Annotated in this window: 11 protein-coding genes; 6 read left to right on the top strand and 5 right to left on the bottom strand. The window is 71.5% G+C overall.

Annotated elements, in window-relative coordinates; genetic code table 11:
- Positions 1–137 precede the first annotated feature (137 nt).
- From I7X39_RS00865 to I7X39_RS00880, 4 genes are read left to right on the top strand one after another with little or no spacing between them, the layout of a single operon-like run.
- On the top strand, positions 138–1,184 hold the full coding sequence (locus I7X39_RS00865; RefSeq protein WP_198109063.1) for a GAF domain-containing protein: 1,047 nt from the start codon (positions 138–140) through the stop codon (positions 1,182–1,184).
- Positions 1,175–5,464 (top strand): response regulator, encoded by a 4,290-nt coding sequence (locus I7X39_RS00870; RefSeq protein ID WP_198109064.1) that lies wholly within the window; start codon positions 1,175–1,177, stop codon positions 5,462–5,464. The genes I7X39_RS00865 and I7X39_RS00870 overlap by 10 nt, the downstream gene beginning before the upstream one ends.
- On the top strand, positions 5,461–7,062 hold the full coding sequence (locus I7X39_RS00875) for a GAF domain-containing protein (protein WP_198109065.1): 1,602 nt from the start codon (positions 5,461–5,463) through the stop codon (positions 7,060–7,062). The genes I7X39_RS00870 and I7X39_RS00875 overlap by 4 nt, the downstream gene beginning before the upstream one ends.
- Positions 7,028–8,107, top strand: coding sequence for a response regulator (locus I7X39_RS00880; protein ID WP_198109066.1), 1,080 nt, complete (start codon positions 7,028–7,030; stop codon positions 8,105–8,107). Before I7X39_RS00875 ends, I7X39_RS00880 begins: the two co-directional genes overlap by 35 nt.
- A 68-nt stretch (positions 8,108–8,175) precedes the next feature.
- On the opposite strand, the gene I7X39_RS00885 is transcribed toward I7X39_RS00880, so the two are convergent.
- From I7X39_RS00885 to lexA, 4 genes are all read right to left on the bottom strand, one after another.
- The gene (locus I7X39_RS00885; protein ID WP_198109067.1) at positions 8,176–8,499 is read right to left on the bottom strand and encodes a hypothetical protein; all 324 of its coding nucleotides are present in this window, start codon (positions 8,497–8,499) and stop codon (positions 8,176–8,178) included.
- A 165-nt stretch (positions 8,500–8,664) separates the two neighbouring features.
- Positions 8,665–9,135, bottom strand: a complete 471-nt coding sequence (locus tag I7X39_RS00890; RefSeq protein ID WP_198109068.1) for a nuclear transport factor 2 family protein — start codon at positions 9,133–9,135, stop codon at positions 8,665–8,667.
- Positions 9,136–9,201: 66 nt separating this feature from the next.
- Entirely contained in the window at positions 9,202–9,492 is a 291-nt protein-coding gene (locus I7X39_RS00895) for a helix-hairpin-helix domain-containing protein (RefSeq protein ID WP_198109069.1), read from the bottom strand.
- Between the two features lie 4 nt (positions 9,493–9,496).
- A complete protein-coding gene (gene lexA, locus I7X39_RS00900; protein WP_310739815.1) occupies positions 9,497–10,180 on the bottom strand; it encodes a transcriptional repressor LexA in 684 nt (227 codons plus the stop codon).
- A gap of 79 nt (positions 10,181–10,259) precedes the next feature.
- Between lexA and I7X39_RS00905 the strand changes: the two genes are divergently transcribed.
- Both I7X39_RS00905 and I7X39_RS00910 read left to right on the top strand, forming a co-directional pair.
- Positions 10,260–11,195 carry an asparaginase gene (locus I7X39_RS00905; RefSeq protein WP_198109070.1) on the top strand — a complete coding sequence of 312 codons (936 nt, stop codon included), beginning with the start codon at positions 10,260–10,262 and terminating at the stop codon, positions 11,193–11,195.
- A gap of 18 nt (positions 11,196–11,213) precedes the next feature.
- Complete coding sequence (locus tag I7X39_RS00910) at positions 11,214–11,969, top strand: SDR family oxidoreductase (RefSeq protein WP_198109071.1); 756 nt, start codon at positions 11,214–11,216, stop codon at positions 11,967–11,969.
- On the opposite strand, the gene I7X39_RS00915 is transcribed toward I7X39_RS00910, so the two are convergent.
- Positions 11,927–12,775, bottom strand: a complete 849-nt coding sequence (locus I7X39_RS00915) for a zinc-binding metallopeptidase (protein ID WP_198109072.1) — start codon at positions 12,773–12,775, stop codon at positions 11,927–11,929. The two genes, I7X39_RS00910 and I7X39_RS00915, sit on opposite strands and share 43 nt — an antisense overlap.
- Positions 12,776–12,923: the final 148 nt, after the last annotated feature.

Raw genomic sequence — 12,923 nt, forward strand, 5'->3', positions numbered from 1 at the left:
AAAAAACGGCGGCCGAGACGATACCGCGTTTATCCCAACGCCCAGCTGACAGCGCCTAGAGGCTGTGGTGAAAACGCGAGGTTTGGCCCTCAGGGCGCTGCATATAGTGGCCCGACCCACCCCCAGCCTTCGCGAGGATGCGCCTGCCCTTCGTGTTGCATGTTGCGCTTGTTGCTTCATCGTCCGCCTGGGCGCAGCCCGCGGCAGTCGGCGCGGCCGCAGCCTGGGCCGCGCCCCTGCTGTTTGGCCTGGCCCTGCTGCTGGCAGTGGCCTGGGGCCTGCGCAGCGCCCGGCGGGCGCGCAGCCTGAGTGATGCATTGGCCCAGGCGCAGGCCCGGCTGGGCCAGCATGAGGCGCAGGCCCTGCGCCGCCAGCAAGCGCAGGAGATCGCGGCCCATATGCAGCAGGCCGATTCGCCGCAGGGCCTGGGCGAGCGCCTGCTGGCAGGCCTGGCACCCATCCTGGGCCTGGGCGCGGGCCTGGTGGCGCGCTGGGACGCCGAGCAGCAGCAGCTGCAAGCGCTGGCGCGCTGGGCCGGTGCGGGGGCCGATCTGCAGGCCGCCAGCGCGTCCAGCCTGGGGCTGATGAGCGATTGCGCGCGCCGCGGCGAGCCCTTGGTGCTGGGGGCGCAGGAGGCGGGCGGGCTGCGCATCCAGTCCGGCCTGGGCGGCATGCCAGCACGCACCCTGGTGCTGCAGCCCGTGCGCCAGGGCGGCCGGGTGCATGCCGTGTTGGAGCTGGCTTCCACGCGCGAGTGGACTGAGGGCGATCACCAGCTGCTGGCCGACCTGGAACCCCTGATCGCGCTCAGCCTGGCGCTGCAGGCGCGCGCCCAGCGCGGCCTGGTGGGCGGCGAGGACCAGAAGGACCAATGGCTGCTCGATGCCCCGAGCGCGTTCACCGCGCAGGACGCCGCCGGGGCGCTGCACTACGCCAACCGCGCGTTCGCGCAGCTCATCGGCCTGGAGCCGCAACAGCCGCTGCCCGGCCATCTGCGCTCCACCTGGGCCGATGTGGAGCAGCTGAACGATTTCCTGCACAAGGCGGCCGAACAGCCCGAGCTGCGCGGCTTTGCGGCGCAGCTGCTGCGCCAGGACGGGCGCCGCCTGCAGGTGCTGATTGACGCCCGCTGGTCCCATCACGAGGGCCGGCGCAGCCTGCTCGCCGTCTACCGATGCGTCTAGGCCGCCTGCACCGCTGGACCACGGCCGGCCTGGCCCTGCTGCTGAGTCTGCAGGCTTTGGGGCTGAGCCTGGCCTGGTGGAGCGGCCAGCGCGCCGAGCAGGCCCAGCAGCAGCTGGCCGGCGTGGCGCAGGGCCAGCAGCGCTGGCTGGAGGGACTGGCGCGCATGCAGGCCGCGCTGCGGGCCCTGGGGCAGGGCGCACCCGCCCAGGCCGACGCGCTGCGCCAGTTCGACGCCGAGGCCCATGTGCACCGCCGCCGCGAACAGGCGCTGGGCCTGCTGCAGGCCGCCGGCCTGGAGCCGGCCGAGCTGGCGCTGCTGGAGCAGCTGCGTGAACAGGCCGAGGGCCTGCAGGAGCGCCAGTTCCTGGCCCTGCGCCAGGGCCAGGGGGGTGACGAGGCTGCCGCGCTGGCCGCACTGCAGCAGGACCTGGCGGCGCTGAGCACCCGCCTGGAGCAGCGCCTGCAGGCCGAGCGCGACCGCTGGCAGGGCCTGCGCGGGCGCGTGGAGCTGGGCCTGCTGCTGATGCTGCTGGGCAGCGCGGTGCTGGCCTTGTTCTGGGTGTTCGGGGTGCAGCGCCGCCTGGTGCTGCGGCCCTTGCAGCGCCTGAATGAGCAGGTGCGCGCCATGCTGGCCGGGCAGCTGGAGGGCACCCTGGAGGGCCAGGACCAGCCCGGTGAGCTGGGCGAGCTGGCGCGTTCGCTGGCCGCCTACCGGGACATGGCGGCCAACCTCGCCGACCAGCAGTGGATCAAGAGCGAGCAGGCGCGCCTGGCCGCCGAGTTGCAGGGCGCGGCCGATTTCACCGAGCTGGCCCGCCGCGTGATGACCCAGCTGGGCGCCTTGCTGCACCTGGGCCACGCGGTCTTCTACATCCACCATGAAGACGAGCGCCAGCTGCGCCTGCTCGCGCACTTCGCGCTGGCCTGCCGCAAGGCCCTGCACCAGTGCGTGCGCTATGGCGAGGGCCTGGTGGGCCAATGCGCGTTGGAGCGCGGCCCGCTGCAGCTCACCGAGGTGGCGGCCGACTACGTGAGCGTGCAGTCCAGCCTGGGCCAGGCCGCGCCCACGCTGATCCTGGCCCTGCCGGTGCTGGCCGGGCCGCGCGTGCTGGCCGTCATCGAGCTGGCGCGCTTCGCCGCCCTGCAGCCGCGCGAGCAGGGCCTGCTGGATGCCCTGATGCCGCAGCTGGCGGCCAGCATGGAAATGCTGGAACGCCGCCGCAAGACCGAGCGCCTGCTCGAAGCCAGCCAGGCCCAGGCCGAGCGCCTGCAGGAGCAGGCCAGCCTGCTGGGCACGCAGACGGGCGAGTTGGCGCAGCAGCGCGAGGCCATTGCCGGCCTGCTGGCCACGCAGAACGCGTTGTTCGACAACGCGCCGCTGGGCATCCTGCATGTCGTCGAGGGCCATGTGGAGCGTGCCAACGCGCACCTGCTGGCCCTCATCGGCAGCAGCCTGGAGACCCTGCGCACCGCCGGCGTGGTGCGCCTCTTTGCCTCCGCCAAGGAGCAGGTGCGCTTCAGCACCACCATTGCCAACGACCTGGCGGCCGAGCTGCCGGCGCAGCGCGAATGGCAGCTGCGCCGCGCCGATGGCAGCCTGTTCTGGGCCAAGGTGGCGGTGCGCGAGCTGCAGGGCCTGGGCGACCAGACGATCTGGATCGTTGAGGACATCAGCGAGCGCCGCCGCACCGAGGCGCTGGTGAGCCAGATGCTGGACGAGCAGCAGGCGATCTTCGAGGCCGTGGGCAGCGGCATCGCACTGGTGCGCGAGCGCGTGGTGCAGAAGTGCAACCGCCAGCTCGAACTGCTGTTCGGCCAGCCGCCCGGTGCGCTCGAAGGCCAGCCCACCCGCTTCTGGTACCGCGACGACGCCACCTACGAGCGCATCGGCGCCCAGCACGCCGGCATGTGGCGGGGCGAAACCGTGCGCATCGAGGAAGAACTGCTGCGCCTGGATGGCTCGCGCTTCTGGTGCCGACTCAGCGGCCGCGCCATCGACCCCGCGCGCCCCGAGCGCGGCAGCGTCTGGACGCTGGACGACATCAGCGCCGAGCGCGCCAGCGCCGATGCGCTGCGCCAGGCCAAGGAACTGGCCGAGCAGGCCACGCGCACCAAGAGCGACTTCCTGGCCAATATGAGCCACGAGATCCGCACGCCCATGAACGCCATCATCGGCATGGCGCATCTGGCCCTGCGCACCCAGCTGGACCCGCGCCAGCAGGAGTACATCGGCAAGATCCAGCAATCCGCCCAGCACCTGCTGGGCATCATCAACGACATCCTGGACTTCTCGAAGGTCGAGGCCGGGCGCCTGGACATCGAGGCCATCGAGTTCAACCTCGATGAAGTGCTCGACAACCTGGCCAATCTGGTGGCCGAGAAGGCCCAGGCCAAGGGGCTGGAGCTGATCTTCCGCGTCGCCCCCGACGTGCCGCGCGCCCTGCGCGGCGACCCGCTGCGCCTGGGCCAGGTGCTCATCAACTACGCCAACAACGCCATCAAGTTCACCGAGAAGGGCGAGGTCGAGATCGACCTGCGCCGCCTGCCGGACGAGGGCGGCGCCGTGCACCTGCGCTTCGCCGTGCGCGACACCGGGGTGGGCCTGAGCCCCGAGCAGATCGCGCGCCTGTTCCAGAGCTTCAGCCAGGCTGATGCTTCCACCACGCGGCGCTACGGCGGCACCGGGCTGGGGCTGGCCATCTGCAAGAAGCTGGCCGAGCTGATGGGCGGTGAGGTGGGCGTGGAAAGCCAGCCCGGCCAGGGCTCCACATTCTGGTTCACCGCCCGGCTGGCGCGCGGCAGCCAGAACCTGCCCCTGCTGCAGCCCGAGCCCGATCTGCGCGGCCGGCGCGTGCTGGTGGCGGACGACAACGCCCAGGCACGCCAGGTGCTGCAGGAGCTGCTCGAATCCATGCACTTCCGCGTCGGCCTGGTGGAGGACGGCGAGGCCGCGCTGCACGCGGTGGCGGCGGCGCAGGGGCGCGGCGAGCCCTTTGACGTGGCCCTTCTCGACTGGCGCATGCCCGGGCTGGACGGCGTGGCCGCCGCACGGCGCCTGCGCGAGCTCCCCGGCGCGCCGCGCTGCATCCTCGTCACCGCCCATGGCCAGGGTGAGCTGGGCGGCGCCACCGAGCAGGCCGGTCTGAGCGCCGTGCTGCACAAGCCCGTCAACGCCAGCGAGCTGTTCGATGCCCTGATGCAGGCCCTGGCCGGCGACGGCCGCTGGCGCGCCACCCCGCAGCGTCGCGCCGCCACGGCCGCGCCCCTGCTGCGCGGCCTGCGCGTGCTGCTGGTGGAGGACAACGAGCTCAACCAGGACGTGGCGCGCGGCCTGCTGGAGGAGCTGGGCGTGCGCGTGGAGCTGGCGGCCGATGGTGCGCAGGCGCTGGCCAGCCTGGCACGGGGCCCGCTGCCCGATCTGGTGCTGATGGACATGCAGATGCCGGTGATGGACGGCCTGGAGGCCACGCGGCGCATCCGCGCCCACCCCGAGTGGCAGGCCCTGCCCGTCATCGCCATGACGGCCAATGCCATGGCCCAGGACCGCGCCCACTGCCTGGCCGCCGGCATGAACGACCATGTGGGCAAGCCCATCGACCCCGAGCACCTGCTGCAAACCCTGCAGCGCTGGGCGCCGGCCGCCTTGCGGCCGCGCGCGCTTGCCGCGGCGCCGGCGGGCGAGCGCCTGCAGGTGCCCGGGCTGGACCTGGACGGCATGCGCGATCGCGTGCGCGGCAGCGAGTCGCATCTGCGCGAGCTGCTCGGCAAGTTCCTGCGCGGCCAGGCCGACACGCTCGAACGCCTGCAGGCCGCGGTGCAGCAGGGCGCGCTGGGCGAGGCCGAGCGCATGGCCCACACGCTGCGCGGCCTGGCCGCCACCATCGGCGCCCCGGCGCTGGCCGAGAGCTGCCGCAGCCTGGAGCAGCAGCTGCAGGCCGGCCACACGCCCGACGCGGCCACGCTAACGCAGGCCCAGGCCGCACTGGCCGCGGTGTGCGCCGCGCTGGCGCAGGCCCTGCCAGCCGCGGCGGCGCAGGAAAGTGCGGCCCTGGCGCACGAGCAGGCGCTGCCGCTGCTGCACCAGCTGCAGGCCCTGGTGGCCGACGACGATGCCGAGGCGCAGCAGTTCTGGGCCGAGCACGCCGCCGGCCTGCGCGGTCTGCTGGGTGAGCAAGCCGCCGCGCTGGAGGGCGCGTTGCAGGGCTATGACTTCGACCGCGCCCTGCAACTGCTGACGCAGTGGCTGGAAGCGGCCGGCGCCGGGGAGGGCGAGGCATGAGCCGGCGCGGCGCTGCCGATCTGCTGCAGTCGCACCGGGCCTGGCTGCGCGTGGGCGTGGTGCTGGCCGCGCTGCTGGTGGGCCTGCTGGCGGCCGCGCTGGCCTGGGAATGGGAGGCGCGCAAGGCTGTGGCGCAGCTGGCGGTGCAGACCCAGCGCGAGGCCGATGCGCTGCAGGCGCGCACCCTGGGCGGCCGGGCGATGGGCGCGGTGCTCATCGCCGGCCAGCTGGATGTCACCGTGCAGGAGGCGGCGCGCTCGCGCGAGGTCCTGCGCGGCCTGGCCAGCGAACGCCTGCGCGAGGTGCTCGAAACCCTGGCGCGCGGGGTGGAGGCCGATGGCGCCTTCGTCGTCAACGACGAGGGCCGCGTCGTCGGCCAATGGGACAACGGCGTGCGCTCGCTGCTGGGGCAGGATTTGCGCCAGCAGCCCTATGTGCAGATGGCGCGCGAGCGCGTCGAGAACATCTATGCCGCCGTCTCTGCCAGCGGCGCCGAGCGCTTCATCATGCTGGCCGCGCCCATCTACGCCGAACAGGGCAACCACGGCGAGGTGCGCGGCGTGCTGGTGCTGCGCCTGCTGATGGGGCAGATCGACCGCGCGCTCGCCGTCAGCGCCGATGAAGCGCTGCTGCTTTCACCGCAGGGCGTCGTCTATTCGGCCAGCCGGGCCGACTGGCTGTTCGCGCTCAGGCCCGGTGGGCCGCGCCAGGAGCGCCTGCAGGCCTTGGCGCGCAGCGGCCAGTACGGCCGCCTGTTCGAGGGCGGGCGCGAGGTGCCCGAGCTCGGCTTCCTGGCCCAGGGCGAGCGTGTGTGGGTCGATGGCCGCCCCATGCTGCGGGGCCAGGCGCCGGTGCAATGGAACGATGTGGACGGCGACTGGCAGGTGCTGCTGCTGCGCAGCGCCGGCCTGCCCTGGCCCGCCATGCTGGCCGCCGGCGTGCTGGGCGCGGCGCTCACGGCCCTGCTGCTGGCCGCGCTGTGGCGCGCCGCCGCTCACGAACGGGCACGCCGCCGCGTGGTGGAAGAACAGGCCGCCACGGCCGCCCGCATGGCCGAGCAGGCCGAGTGGCAGACCCGCGTGGCCGCACTGGGGGCCAGCCTGCAGCTGACGCGCGACGTGCCCACGCTGGCGCAGCGCTTCTTCGACGGCCTGGCCACCCTGATGCCCGTGCACCAGGCCACGCTCTACGCCGGCGGCGCGCCCCTGCGCCTGCTGGCTGAATACGGGGCCAGCGGCGCGCCCCAGACCATTGAACTGGGCAGCGGCCTGGTGGGCGCCTGCGCGCGCGACCGCGCCCCGCTCTGGCTCGATCGCCCGCCCGAAGGCTTCTGGCGCGTGCGCACCGGCCTGGCCGAAGGCCCGGCCCAGGCCCTGGTGCTGCTGCCCGTGCTGCGCAGTGACACCCTGGTGGCCGTGCTCGAACTCGCCAGCCTGCAGCAGACCCTGCTGGAGCAGCGCAGCACGCTGGAAGCCCTGCTGCCCGTGCTGGCCCTGAACCTGGAAGCCGCGCTGAATCAGACGCCCCACCCAGCCGAGTCGCAATCAACCGAGGGAGGACCGGATGCTGCCCAAGCCCACCGTGCTCGTGGTCGATGACACCCCGGACAACCTCAGCCTGATGAGCGCGCTCTTGCGCGACGAATACCGCGTCAAGGTCGCCAACCATGGCGAGAAGGCCTTGCGCATCGTGCAAGACGACCCGCCCGACCTGATCCTGCTCGACGTCATGATGCCGGACCTCGACGGCTACGAGGTCTGCCGCCGCCTCAAGGCCATGCCCCAGGCGCGCGAGCTGCCGGTGATCTTCCTCACCGCCAAAAGCGAGGTGGCCGACGAGACCCTCGGCTTTTCGCTCGGCGCGGTGGACTACATCACCAAGCCCATCAGCCCGCCCATCGTGCTGGCGCGTGTGCGCACGCACTTGCTGCTCAAGCAGAGCCAGGATTTCCTGCGCGACAAGGCCGAGTACCTGGAGGCTGAGGTGGCGCGCCGCGGCGCTGAACTTGCTGCCATCCAGGACGTCACCATCCTGGCCATGGCCAGCCTGGCCGAGACGCGCGACAACGACACCGGCAACCACATCCGCCGCACCCAGCACTACGTGCGCGCGCTCGCCCTGCACCTGCGCCAGGACCCGCGCTTCGCGCCCCAGCTCAGCGATGCCGCCATCGAGCTGCTCTACAAGTCCGCGCCCCTGCACGACATCGGCAAGGTCGGCATTCCCGACCAGATCCTGCTCAAGCCTGCGCCCTACGACCCGGCCGAGTTCGAGGTGATGAAGCAGCACCCGCGCCTGGGCCGCGCGGCCATCGAGGCCGCCGAACGCCAGCTCGGCCGCGCCGTCCCCTTCCTGTCGGTGGCCAAGGAGATCGCCTACAGCCACCAGGAGAAGTGGGACGGCAGCGGCTACCCCGAAGGCCTGAAGGGTGAAGCCATCCCTCTGAGCGCGCGGCTGATGGCGCTGGCCGACGTGTACGACGCCCTCATCAGCGAGCGCGTCTACAAACCCGCCTTCAGCCACGCCGAGGCAAAAGCCATCATCCGCGGCGGCAGTGGCAGCCACTTCGACCCGGCGGTGGTGGAGGCCTTCGAGGCGATCGAGGCGGAGTTTGTGGGGATTGCGGGGCGGTATCGGGATTGAGTGGATCGACGGCGCGGAGGCCAGGTCGCGGGAGCACTAGTCCGGACGCTTCGGCATGATGTTCCAGATCAGCGCGTGGACAAGTCGAAGGCAATCGTCAGGCCGAGCCAAGAACCTGCGGCCGCCAAGGCCAGCGCACCGCGGGCTCGGTTGCTCAGCGTGTGGGGTGATTCGGTGCCCGAAGGATCCTCTTCAAGTCGGTAGGACTCCGAGTACTTTCCTGGGCCCAACAGCGGAAAAGCCACGAACGCCAGGCCGATTGCGACCAGGGTGGCCAGATCCACCAGTTCACGGGCAGTGGCGATGTGTCTGTACCAAGCCAGGCCGGCGGTGAGGACAGCGCTTCCACAGAGGGCCAAGAGGTAGAAGCGAATGGCGGTGCGCGGGATCATGAGGAACTGCCCATCGGGCGGGCTGTAGGTGGAGCAATGCGCGACGGTGGTCTGGCTGGGCTGCGAGCGCCCCTGGCGGCCGCGCCTGGAATAGCTTCTCGCGTTGCTCAGAGCCATTCCAGGCGCGACGGTGGCAGGCTTGAATTGCCGCCGGTTCGGTTTCCTTCAACCGCTCTTTTTGAGGAACCGCTCCAGATTCCCCCGCGCCTGTTTGCGCACCTTCTGCCGCAAGAAGCCGCTCCACCCCAGCAACAGTCCCGGCGCGCCCAGTGCCTGGCGTGACCAGGCCCAGAAGTCGAAGCGGTCGCGCTGCTTGCGGATCAGGCCCTGGGCGTTGAACTCGAACTGGCTGTCGATCTTGTTGTGCACCATGCGGCCGGTGGCCGAGAAGCGGTAGATCGGCTCCCAGTGCGCGGTGTTCGGGCCTATGGGGCCGACGCGCAGCTCCCAGTCCTTGGCGCCCTGCGCCTTGACGGCGCTGCAGAGCATGGCCCACATGCCGGCGACCTCGCGCTTGCCGCGCAGGCTGAAGGCTTCGTCGTCAAACTCGGCGTCTTCGGCATAGCAGGCCGCCATGGCATCGGCGTCCAGGCGGTTGAAGGCGGCGTACAGGGCTTCGAGGGTGGCTTGGCTCATGGCGGCGATTGTGGGCTGCGGGTGCCAAGGGGCGCCTGCGTGCTTCCAGGGGGGCGGCCCGGTGCCTCAGAGGTCCGGAAACCGCCGCTTGCGCTCCGCCGTGAAGGCCCACCAGGCCTTGGCCGGCCCGCCTTGCATGAATTCCACCGCCGCCATGTAGGTGTCCAGCACGCACGGGTCCTGGCGCTGGCCGCTCAGGCGGCACATGCGCTGGTAGTGCGCCAGCGGATCCTGGCCGGCCAGCTCGCGCGGGTGCACGAAGCCGAGCTGGCGGAAGTCTTCCGCCATGGCCTTGCCGATGTTGGGGATCTGCTCGAAGCGCTCGCACTCGGCGGCGCTGGCGGCCTTGGTGGCCATGGCTTCAGTGCAAATCGCCGCGAAGCAGGCCCACCGCCAGGCCTTCGAGCGCGAAGGGCTCTTCGGGGTTCACGCGGATGGGTTGGAAATCGGGGTTCTCGGGCAGCAGCCAGAGGCCGTCGGCGTCCTGTTTCCAGCGCTTCACCGTGACCTCATCGCCGATGCGGGCGACGACGATCTGGCCGTTGCGGGCCTCGCTGGCCTTGCGCACGGCCAGTAGGTCGCCGTCGAGGATGCCGGCGTCGCGCATGCTCAGGCCCTTGACGCGCAGCAGGTAGTCGGGCGTCTGGCGGAACAGCTCGGGGCTGACGGCCATCTGGGCTTCCACATGCTCCTGCGCCAGGATGGGGTGGCCGGCGGCCACGCGGCCCACCAGGGGGAGCATCAGCTGCGCCAGGCCGGGGATGGGCAGGCTGAGCTGGCCTTCCGGGGCCGGCTTGCCGCGGCGCAGGCTGCGCAGCTCACTGCTCTTGAGCCGGATGCCGCGTGAGGTGCCGCTGACGAGTTCGATGACGCCCTTGCGCGCCAGCGCTTGCAGATGTTCCTCGGCGGCGTTCGGCGATTTGAAACCCAGGGTTTGCGCAATTTCGGCCCGGGTGGGCGGCGCACCGGTGCGCTCGATGGAGCGACGCACCAGGTCGTAGATTTCCTGCTGGCGGGGGGTCAGGGCGATCTTGGTGTTGCTCACGGGGCCTCGCTCACAATGGCTGGATTGGGATGGCTGGATGGGTATCCAGCCCCTGCATTTTTATCCAGGAGTTCAAGGAATGCCAAGCCAGGTCTTCATCGTCGGCACCGGAGGCACGATTGCCGGCAGCGCGGCCAGCAGCACCGACCATGTGGGCTACCGCGCCGGCGCGGTGGGCATCGACCAGCTGGTGGCGGCCGTGCCGGCCCTGCAGGGGGTGCCGCTGGCCTTCGAGCAACTGGCCCAGCTGGACAGCAAGGACATGGACTTCGGCACCTGGGCGCGGCTGGCGCGGCGCGTGCAGGCGCTGCTGGACGACCCGGCGGTGCAGGGCGTCGTCATCACCCATGGCACGGACACGCTGGAAGAGACGGCTTACCTGCTGCACCGGGTGCTCAAGCCCGCCAAGCCGGTGGTCTTCACCGCCGCCATGCGCCCGGCCACGGCCCTGAGTGCCGATGGCCCGCAGAACCTGCTGGACGCCGTGAACGTGGCGCGCACGCCCGGTGTGCAGGGCGTGCTGGTGGTGTTTGGCGGCGCGGTGCACCGGGCGGACCGGGTGCGCAAGGTGCACAGCTACCAGGTGCAGGCCTTTGCCTCGCCCGATGGTGGGCCGGTGGCGCTGGTGGAAAGCGGCAGCCTGCGCGCGCTGGCGCCCTGGCCGGCGGGCGATGGCCTGGGGGCCGAGCGCCTGCCGCTGGAGCCCGCCGCCTGGCCGCGCGTGGAGCTGCTGTGGAACGCGGCGGGTGTGGATGGCGCCCAGGTGCCCCTGTTGACGGAACTGGCGCGGCGCGAGGGCCGGCGCCTGGGCCTGGTGGTGGCGGGCACGGGCAATGGCACCCTGGCGAACCCATTGGAAGCCGCCTTGCGCGAGGCGCAGGAGCAGGGCGTGGCGGTGCTGCGCAGCACGCGCTGCGCGGCCGGGCCGGTGATTGGCGGCGAGCTGCCAAGTGCCGGCGCGCTGAGTGCGCCGCAGGCGCGCGTGGAGTTGCTGCTGCAGCTCTTGATGAAGTAGCAGCCCGAGGAGCGCGCCATGCAAAGCAGCCGGCCCGTGGTCATCGTCACCGGTGCGAGCAAGGGCATCGGCGCGCACACCGCGCAGCGCTTCGCGCGCGCCGGCTACGCCGTGGTGGCGACGTATCACCACGATGCGGCGGGTGCCGCGCAGCTGGCGGAAGCGATCCGCGCCGAAGGTGGCGAATGCCTGACGGTGCCGGTCGATGTGGGCCAGGAGCCCGAGGTGCTGGCCCTGTTCGACGCCTGCCAGCTGGCCTTCGGCCCGCCCACGGTGCTGGTGAACAACGCCGGCATCCTGATGACGCAGGCGCGGCTGGAGGACCAGTCGGTCGAGCGCATGCGGTCGGTGCTGCAGACGAATGTGATCGGCACCCTGTTGTGCTGCCGCGAGGCGGTGCGGCGCATGTCCACGCGGCGCGGCGGCAGCGGTGGGGTGATCGTCAACCTCTCGTCGGTCGCGGCGCGCAGCGGCTCGCCCGGCGAGTACATCGACTACGCCTGCAGCAAGGGCGCCATCGACACGCTCACGAAGGGCCTGGCCGCCGAGGTGGCGGAGGAGGGCATCCGCGTCAACGCGGTGCGCCCGGGCTTCATCCACACCGGCATCCACGCCCTGGGCGGCGAGCCCGGCCGCGTGGAGCGCCTGGCGCCGCGCGTGCCGATGAAGCGCGGCGGCCAGCCGCAGGAGGTGGCCGAGGCGATCCTCTGGCTGGCCTCGGATGCGGCCTCTTACGTCACCGGCTCGGTGCTGGACGTGACCGGTGGGGTCTGAGGCAGGGGTTCTTGCTCCAAGCGCTGCAGCAGCGCTTCCATGAAGCGACGTTTGGCGTCCAACGCTGCGTCTTGCGCGCTCCAGGCCAGCACGCGCTCGCGGTAGCCCGGTGTCAGCAGCCAGCCGAACAGCTCGGCCTTGTCTTCCTCCGGGCCGTAGAGCGCGTAGCGGCTGACGAAGCCGGCCTGCGGGTGGCCCAGGTTCTGGAAATTCTTGCCATAGGCCGTGGCGCCACCGGCGCCGTACGGCGCGCCGGCCGGATTCAGGGCCTGCCAGGCCGGATCGCGCGGGTAGTAGTGGCCGAACAGGCGGTGGTCGATGAAGTGGTAGAGCTCGTGGTGGGCGCGCAGCTCGATACCGGCCGGGCAGGCGGGCGGGCCGCCGACATCGGCATACACCACGCTGTCGCGTTCGGCGGCCGGCATGGCGCGGCGCAGCTGGCCGGCCACGCTGAGGTTCTTGACGAACTCCAGGCGCTTGAGGCCGATGTGGCGCAGCAGGGCGGGGCGGTAGCGCTCGTAGGCGGGGATGACGATGGCCAGCAGGCTGCGCAGGCGCTCGCGGTCTTCATCGCTGTCGGTGAAGGGCTGGCCTTCGGGCGCCTGCCACTGGGCTTGCAGGCCGATGGCTTGGAGGCGTTGTTCGGCTCGCTTTTTCAGGTCGGCGAGGGTGTCGGACTCGGTGCCGAACGGGGCGTACTGGACTTCATGCGGGCATTCGGCGGCCAGGCTGTCGTTGGGGATGGGCGGGGTTGGCGCGGCGCAGGCGGCGAGGAGCAGCGGGGTGAGGGCGAGCAGTGCTTTCATGGTTTGGAGTGTCTTGTTGTATGGGTGAAGGCTGATCGTGAAAGCCCTCGGGGGCTTCACCCCCGAACCCCGACCCGCATTTCTTTGTCTTGCCAAAGAAACGCGGGGCAAAGAAAGGCGCTCAAGAACACAGTCGCCCTAGGGGCGA

This window comes from Inhella proteolytica (assembly GCF_016093275.1).
Classification (GTDB): domain Bacteria; phylum Pseudomonadota; class Gammaproteobacteria; order Burkholderiales; family Burkholderiaceae_C; genus Inhella; species Inhella proteolytica.